At 74.3% G+C, this 13,598-nt stretch carries 1 pseudogene; it reads left to right on the top strand.

Annotated elements, in window-relative coordinates:
• Window positions 1-84 precede the first annotated feature (84 nt).
• Window positions 85-13,578, top strand: a pseudogene (locus OG738_RS25080) (type I polyketide synthase); the annotation flags it as partial.
• Window positions 13,579-13,598: the final 20 nt, after the last annotated feature.

A 13,598-nucleotide genomic window follows, 5' to 3' on the forward strand; every position in this document is an offset into this window, starting at 1 on the left:
GCGGGTGCCGCGTGCGGTTCACTCGAGGCGACCACGCCGTGAACCTGGAGGTACCTGGTGGCACTGTCTTCGGACAAGGACAAGGTCGTCGAAGCACTCCGGGCGTCCTTGCGGGACAACAAGCGGCTGCGGGAGCAGAACGACCGGCTCGCGGCCGCCTCCAGGGAACCGATCGCCGTCGTCGCGATGAGCTGCCGTTTCCCAGGCGGCGTCACCTCGCCCGAACAGCTGTGGGACCTCCTGCGCGACGGGACCGACGCCATCACCGGCTTCCCCGCCGACCGCGGCTGGACCGCCGACGAACTCGCCGGCAGCAACACGGCCGAGGGCGGCTTCGTCGACAATGCCGCCGACTTCGACCCCGGCTTCTTCGGCATCTCGCCCCGTGAAGCGCTCGCCATGGACCCGCAGCAGCGCCTGCTGCTGGAAGTTTCCTGGGAGACCTTCGAACGCGCCGGGCTGGACCGGGACGCGCTGAAAGCCAGTGACACCGGCGTCTTCATCGGCTGCAGCAACCAGGCCTACGGCTCGAGCGACTTCGACACCCTGCCCGACGAAGTCCGCGGCCACCTGCTCACCGGCAGTGCCGTGTCCGTCGCCTCGGGCCGGATCGCCTACACGTTCGGCCTCGAAGGCCCCACCGTCACCGTCGACACCGCCTGCTCGTCCTCGCTCGTCGCGCTGCACCTCGCCGTGCAGGCGCTGCGCACGGGGGAGTGCTCGATGGCGCTCGCCGGCGGCGTCACCGTGATGGCCACGCCCGCGGTGTTCGTCGAGTTCACCAGCCAGGGCGGCGTTTCCGCGTCCGGCCGGTGCCAGTCGTTCGCCGACACCGCCGACGGCACCGGCTGGGGCGAGGGCGCCGGCGTGCTGCTCGTCGAGCGGCTGTCCGACGCGCGCGAGAACGGCCACCCGGTGCTCGCCGTCCTGCGCGGCTCCGCGGTCAACTCCGACGGCGCGTCCAACGGCCTCACCGCCCCCAACGGCCTTTCGCAGCAACGCGTCATCCGCGCCGCGCTCGCCAACGCGGGCCTCAAACCGTCCGAAGTGGACGCCGTCGAGGCGCACGGCACCGGCACCACGCTCGGCGACCCGATCGAGGCCCAGGCCCTGCTCGCGACCTACGGGCGCGACCGCGAGCACCCGCTCCGGCTCGGCTCGATCAAGTCGAACATCGGGCACACCCAGGCCGCCGCCGGGGTGGCCGGCGTGATGAAGATGGTCCTCGCCCTGCGGCACGGCGAGCTGCCCCGCACGCTGCACGTCACCGAGCCGTCCGCCCAGGTCGACTGGACGCGCGGCTCGGTCGAGCTGCTGACCGAGCACGCCGCCTGGCCCGAGACCGGCGCGCCCCGCCGGGCCGCGGTGTCCTCGTTCGGCGTCGGCGGTACCAACGCCCACGTCGTCCTCGAAGCCGCTCCACCGTCCGCGCCCGAGGAAACCGAAGCGCCGCAAGGTCCTTCGACCTGGGTGCTGTCCGCCCGCACCGCCGAAGCCCTGCGCGAGCAGGCCGACCTGTTGCGCAAGCACGTCTCCGGAAACCAGCGGCCGGGTGACATCGGGCTTTCGCTGGCCACCGCCCGCACGGCCTGGGAACACCGCGCCGCCGTGGTCGGTGACACCGTCGGAGACCTGGTCCGCGGCCTCGACGCACTCGCGGACGCGACGCCGTCGGCCGATGTGGTCCGGGGCATCGCCGTGCCGCCCGGCAAGACGGTCTTCGTCTTCCCCGGCCAGGGCGCGCAGTGGGCCGGGATGGCCATCGGCCTTCTCGGCGAGCCCGTCTTCGCGGCCCGGATGGCCGAGTGCGAGGCCGCGCTGGAGTCCCACGTGGACTGGAAGCTGACCGACGTCCTCGGCGACGCGGACGCGCTCGCCCGGGTCGACGTCGTGCAGCCCGCGTCCTGGGCCGTCATGGTCTCGCTCGCCGCGCTCTGGCAGTCGGTGGGAGTACGGCCCGGCGCCGTCGTCGGGCACTCCCAAGGGGAAATCGCCGCGGCCTGCGTCGCCGGTGCACTGTCCCTTGAGGACGGTGCACGCGTGGTCGCGCTGCGCAGCAGGCTCATCGCCGAGGTGCTCGCGGGCAAGGGCGGCATGGCATCGGTCGCGTTGTCCCCGGCCGACGTCACCGCGCGCCTCGACGAGCGGATCAGCGTCGCGGCGGTGAACGGCCCCGGCTCGGTCGTGCTCTCCGGCGAGCCGGAAGCACTCGACGAACTGATCGCGACCTGCGTCGCCGAAGGCATCCGCGCCCGTCGCATCCCGGTGGACTACGCGTCGCACTCCGCGCACGTCGAGGCCATCGAGGACGCCCTGCTCACCGCGCTCGCCCCGATCAGCCCGCGCGAAGCCGCGATCCCGCTGCACTCTTCGGTGCTCGGCGAGCGCATCGACACCAGCACGATGGACGCCGGCTACTGGTACCGGAACCTGCGGCAGCCGGTCCTGTTCGACACGGCGGTGCACGGCCTCGCCGCGGCGGGGTTCAGCACGTTCGTCGAGGTCAGCGCCCACCCCGTGCTCGCCGCCGCGGTCGAGGACACCCTGGACGGGCCCGTCGTCGTCGGGTCGCTGCGCCGCGGGGAAGGCGGCCGGGCGCGGTTCCTGACGTCCCTGGCCGAGCTGTGGAGCCGCGGTGCGACGGTCGAGTGGGCCGGGCTCTTCCCCGGCGCGCGGCGCGTCGGCCTGCCCACCTACCCCTTCCAGCGCGAACGCTACTGGCTGACGGCGTCGGAGAAGGCGACGGGCGCGGCCGACGACCAGTTCTGGTCCGCTGTGGACAGTGGCGACACCGCAGGGCTCGCCGCTTCGCTGGACGTGGACGCGACCGCGCTCGCCGACGTCCTGCCCGGCCTCGCGCAGTGGCACAAACGCCGTCACGAGCAGTCCGTTGTGGACAATTGGCGATACCGCATCGCGTGGCAGCCCGCGACCCCGCTCGAAGCGGAGCTGACCGGACGCTGGCTGGTCGTCGCCCCCACCGGATACCCGGCCGACGACCTCGTCGAGGGCCTGGCCGCGCACGGCGCCGAGCCGGTCCTGGTGACCGTCGAGCCCGGCGGTCGGCTCCCGGAGCTGCCCACCGAAGGCGTCACCGGCGTCCTGTCGCTGCTCGCCTTCGCCGACGACGGCCTCTACGCCACCATCGAGCTGGTCCGGGCGGTGGCCGCGCCGCTGTGGCTGCTGACCCGCGGCGCCGTCTCCACCGGCCGGTCCGACCGGCTGACCCGGCCCGAGCAGGCGCAGGTCTGGGGCATGGGGCGGGTCGCGGGCTTGGAGCACCCGGCCCGCTGGGGCGGCCTCGTCGACCTGCCCGACGTCCTCGACGACCGCGCGCTCGGCCGGCTGGCCCGGGTGCTCGCCGACGCGAGCGAGGACCAGGTCGCGATCCGGGCGGCGGGGGTGCTGGTCCGCCGCCTGGTCCCGGCGCCGCTCGGCGCCACCCGCCCGGCCCGCGAATGGCGGACGAGCGGAACGGCGCTGGTCACCGGCGGTACCGGCGCGCTCGGCGCGCACATCGCCCGCTGGCTCGTCGGCGTGGGAGCCGAGCACCTCGTCCTGACCAGCCGCCGGGGTCCGGACGCCGACGGCGCCGCCGAGCTGCGCGACGAGCTGACCGCACTCGGCGTCGAGGTGACCATCGTGGCCTGCGACGTCGCCGATCGCGACGCCTTGGCCACCCTGCTCGCCGACGTCGAGCCCCGCACCGTCGTGCACGCGGCCGGGGTCGGCCGCTCGGCCGCCCTCGCCGACACCGACCGCGCCGAAGTCGCCGAAACGCTGCGCGCGAAGGTCCAGGGTGCGGCCAACCTCGACGCCCTGTTCACCGGCGAGCTCGACGCGTTCGTGCTGTTCTCCTCCAACGCCGGCGTCTGGGGTGGCGGCGGCCAGGCCGCGTACGCCGCGGCCAACGCCGCCCTCGACGCGCTCGCGCAGCACCGCCGAGACCGCGGCCTGACCGCGACGTCGGTGGCCTGGGGCGCCTGGGCCGGCGCGGGCATGACCGCCGACGGCTCCGCGGAGCAGCTGCGCCGCCGGGGCATCCGCGCGATGGATCCCGCCCTCGCACTCACCGCGCTGCGGCAGGCCCTCGACGCCGACGAGACGTTCCTGGCCGTCGCGGACATGGACTGGGCGCGGTTCGCCCCCGCCTTCACCGCGGCCCGCCCACGCCCGCTGCTCGACGAGCTGCCCGAGGTCCGCCGGGCCCTCGAGACCGAACCCACCGAGCACGACTCTCCTTGGGCGCACCGGCTTTCCGGCCTGACCGAGGCCGCGCGGGCGGAGGCGCTGCTGGACCTCGTGCGCGCCGAGACCGCCGCCGTGCTGGGCTACCCCGGGCCGGGTTCGATCGAGCCGGACCGGGCGTTCCGCGACCTGGGCGTCGATTCCCTGATCGCGCTGGAGGTCCGCAACCGGCTCGTCGCGGCGACCGGGCTCAAGCTGCCCGCGGTCGTGCTGTTCGACCACCCGGACCCGCGGCGGCTCGCCGCGTTGCTGGGGCACGAGCTGCTCGACGCCGGCCCCGTGGCGGCCGATCGGCTCGTGTCCCGGGTGGACCCCGGCGACCCGATCGCCATCGTGTCGATGGCGTGCCGCCTGCCCGGCGACGTGCGCTCGCCGGAAGACCTGTGGGACCTCGTTTCCGCGGGCGCGGAGGGGCTGTCGGCCTTCCCGGTGAACCGCGGCTGGGACCTCGACGGGGTGGGCGGCTTCGTCCACGACGCCGACGAGTTCGACGCCGCTTTCTTCGGGATCTCGCCCCGGGAAGCCGTGGCCATGGACCCGCAGCAGCGGCTGCTGCTGGAGAGCGCGTGGGAGGTCTTCGAGCGCGCCGGCATCGACCCGCGTTCGCTGCGCGGTAGCGCGGCCGGGGTGTTCGTCGGCTGCGGCACGCAGGGCTACGCCACCGGCCACGCCGAGGCGGCGGAGGAGGTCGAAGGGCACCTGCTCACCGGCAACGCCGGTGCGGTCGTGTCCGGCCGGGTGTCCTATGTGCTCGGTCTCGAAGGACCCGCGGTGACCGTCGACACGGCGTGCTCGTCGTCGCTGGTGGCGCTGCACCTGGCCGCCCAGTCGGTCCGCTCGGGCGAGTCGTCGATGGCGGTGGCCGGCGGCGTGACGGTGATGGCGACGCCGGGCGCGTTCCTGGAGTTCGCCAAGCAGGGCGGCCTGGCCGGCGACGGCCGCTGCAAGTCCTTCGCCGACGCGGCGGACGGCACCGGCTGGGGCGAGGGCGTCGCGCTGGTGCTGGTCGAGCGCCTGTCGGACGCACAGCGCCTCGGCCACCCGGTGCTCGCGCTCCTGCGCGGTTCGGCGATGAACTCCGACGGCGCGTCGAACGGCCTGAGCGCCCCGAACGGCCCGTCCCAGCAGCGCGTCATCCGCGCGGCGCTGGCGAACGCGGGCCTGGAACCGTCCGATGTGGACGCCGTCGAGGCGCACGGCACCGGCACGACGCTGGGCGACCCGATCGAGGCGCAGGCGCTGCTGGAGACGTACGGCCGGCACCGCGACCGGCCGCTGTGGCTGGGGTCGGTGAAGTCCAACGTGGGCCACACGCAGGCGGCGTCGGGCGTCGTGGGCGTGCTCAAGATGGTGCTGGCGATGCGCGGCGGCACGTTGCCGAAGACACTGCACGTGGACCGGCCGTCGGACCGGGTGGACTGGACGTCGGGCGACGTGCGGTTGCTGACGGAGGCCCAGGACTGGCCGGCGGGCGAGCGGCCGCGCCGGGCCGGGGTGTCGTCGTTCGGGGTCAGCGGCACCAACGCGCACGTCATTCTCGAGGAGCCGCCGGGAGTTCCCGCTGTCCACAGTGCATCCGCCGGTGGCGTGGTGCCGTGGGTCCTTTCGGGCCGCACCGAGCAGGCAGTGCGCGATGCCGCGCGCCGCCTGCCCGACGGTGACCCGGTCGACATCGCGCTCGCGCTGGCCGCGCGGTCCGCGTTCGAATACCGGGCCGTGGTGGTCGGCGACGATGGTGACGACCTGCTCGCCCGGCTCGACGCGGTGACCCCCGTGCTCGCGGAGCCGGGCAAGACGGCGTTCCTGTTCTCGGGGCAGGGTTCACAGCGCACCGGGATGGGTGCGGAGCTGTACGAGCGGTTCCCGGTGTTCGCGGACGCGTTCGACGCGGTGTGTGCGCTGGTGGACTCTTCGCTGGATCGGCCGTTGCGGGAGGTCGTTTCCGATTCCGGCTCGGCGCTGGACGAGACCGGGTACACGCAGCCCGCGTTGTTCGCGGTCGAGGTGGCGTTGTTCCGGCTCCTGGAGTCGTGGGGCATCCGGCCGGACTACGTGGCCGGGCACTCGATCGGCGAGCTGGCCGCGGCGCACGTGGCCGGGGTGCTGTCCCTTGAGGACGCTTGCCGGTTGGTGGCGGCCCGGGCAGGTCTCATGCAGGCGCTGCCGGGCGGGGGCGCGATGCTGGCCGTCGAGGCCACCGAAGACGAGGTCTCCGCGATCCTGACCGGCGGCGTGGACTTGGCCGCGGTCAACGGGCCGTCGTCCGTGGTGGTGTCCGGCGAGGTCGACGCGGTTGCCTTGATCGAGCGGCACTTCACCGGGCTGGGCCGGAAGGTCCGACGGCTGACCGTGTCGCACGCGTTCCACTCGGCGCTGCTGGACCCGATGCTGGACGCGTTCGCGGCCGTCGCGGACGGGCTGACCTTCCACGCGCCGGAGATTCCGCTCGTGTCCACTGTGTCCGGTCGGCTCGCCGGCGACGAGATCCGGACGCCGGAGTACTGGGTGCGTCAGGTCCGCGAGCCGGTGCGGTTCGCGGACGCGTCCGTCTCGCTGGCCGGGCTCGGCGTCACGCGAGGACTCGAACTCGGCCCCGACGGCGTGTTGTCGGCGCTGGCCGCGTTTCCCGCGGTTCCCTTGCTGCGCAAGGATCGTGCCGAATATCCGAGCCTGCTCACCGCGCTGGCCGACGCGCACACGCGGGGCCACACCGTCGACTGGCGGGCGGTTCTGCGGGCGGCGCACCCCGGGCGTCCCGGTGGCGCCGTCACGGTGCCGACGTATCCGTTCCAGCGTCGGCGCTACTGGCTGGAGGCACGCCCGTCGGCGGGCACGGAACTGGACGAGCGGTTCTGGGCCGCCGTCGAGAGCGGCGATCTCCCGGAGCTGACCGACGTCGACGCGCAGACACCGCTCGGTGCGGCGCTGCCCGCGCTGGCGGCCTGGCGGGACCGGGGCCGGTCGCGATCGCTGGTCGAGCAGTGGCAGTACGAGATCACCTGGACCACCCTGGCCAGTCTCGGCGCGGGCCGCCTCGACGGACGTTGGCTCGCGGTGGTCCCGGCCGGCGCGGAAGACCTGCTCCGTGCCCGCTTCGACGTGCTCGAGGTGACGCCCGCCGACGATCGGGCTTCCCTCGCCGCACGCTTGCGCTCCCACGACGGGCTCGCCGGGATCGTGTCCACAGTGGACGTCGGCGGCCAGCTGGCCCTGGTCCAGGCCCTCGGCGACGCGCAGATCGACGCACCGCTGTGGTGCGTCACCCGGGGCGCGGTCGCGGCAGCGGAAGGTGACGTGCCGGACCCGGCGCAGGCGATGGTCTGGGGCCTCGGTCGCACGGTGGCCCTGGAACACCCCCACCGCTGGGGCGGCCTGGTGGATCTGCCCGCCGAGGTGGACGAGCCGACGCTGGACCGGCTGTGCGCGATCCTCGGCGGAGCAACGGGGGAGGACCAGCTGGCCCTGCGCGGTCCCGCGGTGCTGGGCCGCCGCCTCGCCCGGGTCGTGAGTGAGAAACAGCGTTCTAACCCTGTTTCTCACTCACGACCCTGGCAGCCGAGCGGCACCGTCCTCGTCACCGGCGGTACCGGCGCCCTTGGGAAGCACGTCGCGCGCTGGCTGGCGGACGCCGGAGCCGAACGCCTCGTCCTGCTCGGCCGCCGGGGCCCCGACGCTCCCGGCGCCCGGGACCTGGCCGCGGAACTGACCGCGCTGGGCACCAAAGTCGACCTCCTGGCCTGCGACGTCACCGACCGCACGGCGCTCGAGACGACTCTGCGCGACGTCGGCGAGCTCACCGCCGTCGTGCACACCGCCGGTGTCCTGGCCGATGGCGTGCTCGAAGCCCTCACTCCGGAACGCCTGGCCGAGGTCGTCGACGCCAAGGCCACCGCGGCCCGGCACCTGCACGAACTGACCGCGACGCACCCGCTCCAGGCGTTCGTCCTCTTCTCCTCCTGCGCGGGCACGTTCGGCGCGGCCGGGCAAGGCAACTACGCCGCCGCCAACGCCTACCTCGACGCCCTCGCTGAACTGCGTCGGGCGCAGGGCCTGGTGGCGACCTCGATCGCCTGGGGTCCCTGGGCCGACGGCGGGATGGCCACGGCGGCCGCCGCCGAGGAGCACCTCGGGCGCACCGGGCTCGTCCCGCTGCGGCCCGAGCGGGCGGTCACCGCGCTGCGGGCCGCGGTCGACGACGGCGTGGCGGCCGTCACCGTCGCCGACGTCGACTGGGACCGGTTCGCCCCCGCGCTCACCGCGTCCCGGCCGAGTCCGTTGATCGGCGGCCTGCCCGAGGTGCGCCGGCTCGAGCCGGTCGCCGCGGATCCGCTGGAGTTGTCGGCCGCGGACGCCGACCGGGTGCTGCTCAGGCTGGTGCGGGAGCAGGTCGCCTTCGCACTCGGCCACCGCTCGGCCGACGACGTCCCCGCCCACCACACCTTCAAGGAACTCGGCTTCGACTCCCTGACCGCGGTCGAGCTGCGCAACCGCCTCGACACCGCCACCGGCCTGCGGCTTCCGGCCACTCTCGCGTTCGACTACCCGACCGCGACGGCGCTGGCGGCGTACCTGCGCACCGAGTTGCTGGGCGAGGCCGAAGAAACCCCGGCGACCCTCGCAACGAACACCGACGAGCCCATCGCCATCGTCGGCATGAGCTGCCGGTTCCCCGGCGGCGTGCGGAACCCGGACGAACTCTGGGCGCTGCTCGCCGAGGGCCGCGACGCCGTCTCGGAGTTCCCCGCCGACCGCGGCTGGGACACCGACGCCCTCTACCACCCCGATCCGGACCACGCCGGCACGACCTACGTCCGCGAGGGCGGCTTCCTGGCCGGTGCCGACCAGTTCGACGCCGAGTTCTTCGGCATCTCGCCGCGCGAAGCGCTCGCCATGGACCCCCAGCAGCGGCTGCTGCTGGAAGCCTCGTGGGAGGCCCTGGAGCAGGCGGGCGTCGACCCGCTGTCGGTCCGCGGCGCGCCCGTCGGGGTGTTCGCCGGGACAAACGGCCAGGACTACACCGCGGCGCTGCACTTCGGTGCGGAGAGCGTCGACGGCTACCTGGCGACCGGCAGCGCGGGCAGTGTCCTTTCCGGACGGATCGCCTACCAGCTCGGGCTCGAAGGCCCGGCGATGACCGTCGACACGGCGTGCTCGTCGTCGCTGGTCGCCCTGCACCTCGCCGCTCAGTCGCTGCGCGCGGGCGAGTGCTCGCTGGCACTGGCCGGCGGCGTGACGATCATGTCCACGCCCGGCCTGTTCGTCGAGTTCAGCAGGCAGCGCGGTCTCGCGAAGGACGGGCGGTGCAAGGCCTTCGCCGACGAGGCGGACGGTACCGGCTGGGGCGAGGGTGTCGGCGTCGTCCTCGTCGAACGGCTCTCCGACGCGCGCCGCAACGGACACCCGGTGCTCGCGATCGTCCGGGGCAGCGCGGTCAACCAGGACGGCGCGTCGAACGGCCTGACCGCGCCGAACGGCCCGTCGCAGCAGCGCGTGATCCGGGCCGCGCTGGCGAACGCGGGCCTGCGACCGTCCGATGTGGACGTCGTCGAAGCGCACGGCACCGGCACGACACTGGGCGATCCGATCGAGGCCCAGGCCCTCCTGGCGACCTACGGCCGCGACCGGGACGCGCAAGAGCCGCTGTGGCTCGGCTCGATCAAGTCGAACGTCGGGCACACGCAGGCTGCGGCCGGGGTCGCCGGGGTCATCAAGATGGTGCTCGCCCTGCGTCACGGCCTGCTGCCCGCGACCCTGCACGTCGGCGAGCCGTCGCGGCACGTCGACTGGGCCGGCGGTGCGGTGTCCCTGCTGACCGAGCCGCGCCCGTGGCCCGAGCGCGAAGGACCGCGCCGCGCCGGGATCTCGTCGTTCGCCGTGAGCGGCACGAACGCGCACGTCATCGTGGAGCAGGTTCCCGAGGTACCCACAGAGTCCACGGTGGACAGTGGCGGTCTGACCGCGTGGGTGCTCTCGGCCCGCTCGGCGGCGGCGGTCCGCGACCGGGCGGCCGCGCTGGCCGAGGTGCCCGGAAGCGTCGCCGAGATCGCCTCGTCGCTGGTGAGCACCCGCTCGACGTTCGAGCACCGCGCGGTCGTCCTCGGCGACCACCGCGACGACCTCGTCGCAGGACTGCGCGAGCTGGCCGCCGACGCACCGGGAGCCGCCGTGATCACCGGCACCGCCGGCGTGACGGGCGAGACGGTGTTCGTCTTCCCCGGCCAGGGCGCGCAGTGGGTGGAAATGGCCGTAGGGCTGCTCGACGAGCCCGTCTTCGCGGAAAGGCTCGCCGAGTGCGCCGCCGCGCTGGCCCCGCACGTCGACTGGTCGCTGACCGACGCACTGAGCGACGCGGACGCGCTGGCCCGGGTCGACGTCGTGCAGCCCGCGTCCTGGGCCGTGATGGTGTCCCTTGCGGCGCTGTGGCGTGCACACGGGATCGAGCCGGACGCGGTCGCCGGGCACTCGCAGGGCGAGATCGCGGCCGCGGTCGTCGCGGGTGGACTGTCCCTCGAGGACGGTGCGAAGGTCGTCGCGCTGCGCAGCAAGGCGATCGCCGCCGGGCTCGCCGGGCAGGGCGGCATGGCCTCGATCGCACTCGGTGCCGGAAGCGTGGCGGAGCTGCTACCGGCGGGGGTCGCGATCGCGGCCTACAACAGCCCGGTCTCGACGGTGGTGTGCGGCGATCCGTCCGCCGTCGACGACCTGATCGCCCACTGCGCGGACCAGGACACCCGCGCCCGGCGCATCCCGGTCGACTACGCGTCCCACTCGGCCTACGTCGAAGACATCCGCGACGAACTGCACGAAGTCCTGGCGGGCCTGACTCCCCGCACGGGTGCCGTCCCGTTCTACTCCGCGGTGACCGCCGAGCCGGTCGACACGGCGACCCTGGACGCCGGGTACTGGTACCGGAACCTGCGCGAGCCGGTCCGCTTCCTGGACACGACCCGCGCGCTCGTCGAGCGGGGGCACCGGTTCTTCGTCGAGGTCAGCCCGCACCCGGTGCTGCTGTCGGCGATCCAGGAGACCCTCGACGACACCCCGGGCGTCGTCGTCGGCACGCTGCGGCGCGGCGAAGGCGGCCCGCGCCGGTTCCTGACCTCGGTCGCCGAACTGTGGACGCAAGGGCACGACGTCGACTGGCGGGCTCTTCTTCCGGAGACGCGTACGGTCGGCCTGCCCACCTATCCGTTCCAGCACAAGCGCTTCTGGCCGAAGCCCGCGCCAGCCGTGACGACCGCCGGTGATCCGGTGGACGACAGCTTCTGGGCCGCGGTGGAACGCGAGGACCTGGCCTCGATCGCCGGCACGCTGTCCGTCGCGCCGGAACCCCTCGGCGACGTCCTGCCCGCGCTCGCGTCCTGGCGTCGCACCCGGCTCGAAACATCCACTGTGGACGGCTGGCGCTACCGCATCACCTGGAAGCCGCTCGCCACCGAACGGCGGCCCTTGGCGGGCACCTGGCTGGTCGTGACGCCGGAAGCCGGCGACCAGGCGTGGATCGACGCCGCACGGCAAGCCGTCGAGGAGGCGGGCGCCACCGCCGTCACGATCACCGTCGGCGCCACCGACCGAGCCGCGCTCGGCAAGCGCCTGGTCGACCTCGCCCCGGTGGACGGCGTGCTGTCCCTGCTGGCCCTCGACCCGGCCGCGCACCCGCTGCTCCCGCGCGGCGTCGCGAACACCCTGCTCCTGACCCAGGCACTCGGCGACGCCGGGATCGCCGCCCCGCTGTGGCTCGCCACGACGGGCGCGGTGGCCACCGGCCGGGCCGACGCCGTGACCGACGCGGCGCAGGCCCAGGTCTGGGGGCTCGGCCGGGTCGTCGGCCTGGAACACGCCGACCGCTGGGGCGGGCTGGTCGACCTGCCCGAGACCGCCGACGAGCGTGACCGGCAGCGGTTGACGGCGATCTTGGCCGGGGCGGGCGACGAGGACCAGGTCGCCGTCCGGGCGTCCGGGGTGCTCACCCGCCGCCTGGTCCCGGCCCCCATCGGCGACGGCGCCCCGGCCCGCGACTGGCGGCCGTCCGGCACCGTGCTCGTCACCGGTGGCACCGGGGCGCTCGGTGCGCACGTCGCCCGCTGGCTCGCCGGCCGGGGCGCGCACCGCCTGGTGCTCACCAGCAGACGCGGCGAAGCGGCCCCCGGCGCGGCCGAACTCCGCGACGAGCTGACCGCGCTCGGCGCGACCACGACGATCGCCGCCTGCGACGTCGCGGACCGCGCGGCCCTGGAAGCGCTGCTCGACCAGCTGGCCGCGGCGGGGGAACCGGTGCGGGCCGTCTTCCACGCGGCCGGGATCGTGCAGGGCACCGCGCTCGACGACACCGAGCTGACCGAATTCGCCGAAGTGGTCTCGGCGAAGGTCGCGGGCGCCACGCACCTCGACGCGCTGCTCGACGACCTCGACGCGTTCGTGCTGTTCTCCTCCAACGCGGGCGTCTGGGGCAGCGGCGGCCAGGGCGCGTACGCCGCGGGCAACGCGTTCCTCGACGCGCTCGCACAGCGACGGCGTGACCGCGGGCGCACCGCAACGTCGATCGCGTGGGGCGCCTGGCAGGGCGCGGGCATGGCGGGCGACCACGACGCCGAGGAGCACCTGCGCCGCCGCGGCGTGGGCGCGATGCCGCCGGCGCGGGCGCTGCTCGCGCTGGGCCAGGCGATCGATCGCGACGAGACCGTGCTCACCGTCGCCGACGTCGACTGGGACCGGTTCGTGCGGGGCTTCACCGCCGCGCGGCCGCGGCCGCTGCTCGACGACCTGCCCGCGGTCCGCCGGGCGCTGGAAGCCCAGACGGCGGAGGCCGAGCCGGCGTCGGAGGACTTCGCGGGCCGGCTCACCGGCCTGCCGCCCGCCGAGCGGGAGCGGGTGGTGCTCGACCACGTCCGCGACGCCATCGCCCGGGTGCTCGGGCACGCGGGTGCCGACGCGATCGACGCGAACCGGCCGTTCAAGGAGATCGGCTTCGACTCCCTGACCGCGGTGGAGCTGCGCAACCGCCTGCGCGCGGCGACCGGGCTCAAGCTGCCCGCCACCCTCGTCTTCGACCACCCGACGCCGTCGGCGCTGGCCGGGTTCCTGCTCTCGGCCCTGGTCGGCGCCGACGTCTCGGTCCTGGGGGAGCTGGACCGGATCGAGGCGCTGGTTTCAGGGGTTTCCCCAGACGATGCCACCTTCGGGCAAATCACCAGCCGACTTCAGACCATGCTGAACAAGCTGGGTGAAGCCCGGGCGGCCGACGGTCGTCTCGGGGCCGCCCAGCAGCTCGAAGGCGCGACGGACGACGAAATTTTCGACTTCATCCACCGGGAGCTCGGCAGGTCGTGATGCCCGTGCCGGTGGAGGAC

It is taken from the genome of Amycolatopsis sp. NBC_01488, assembly GCF_036227105.1.
Taxonomy (GTDB): Bacteria; Actinomycetota; Actinomycetes; order Mycobacteriales; family Pseudonocardiaceae; genus Amycolatopsis.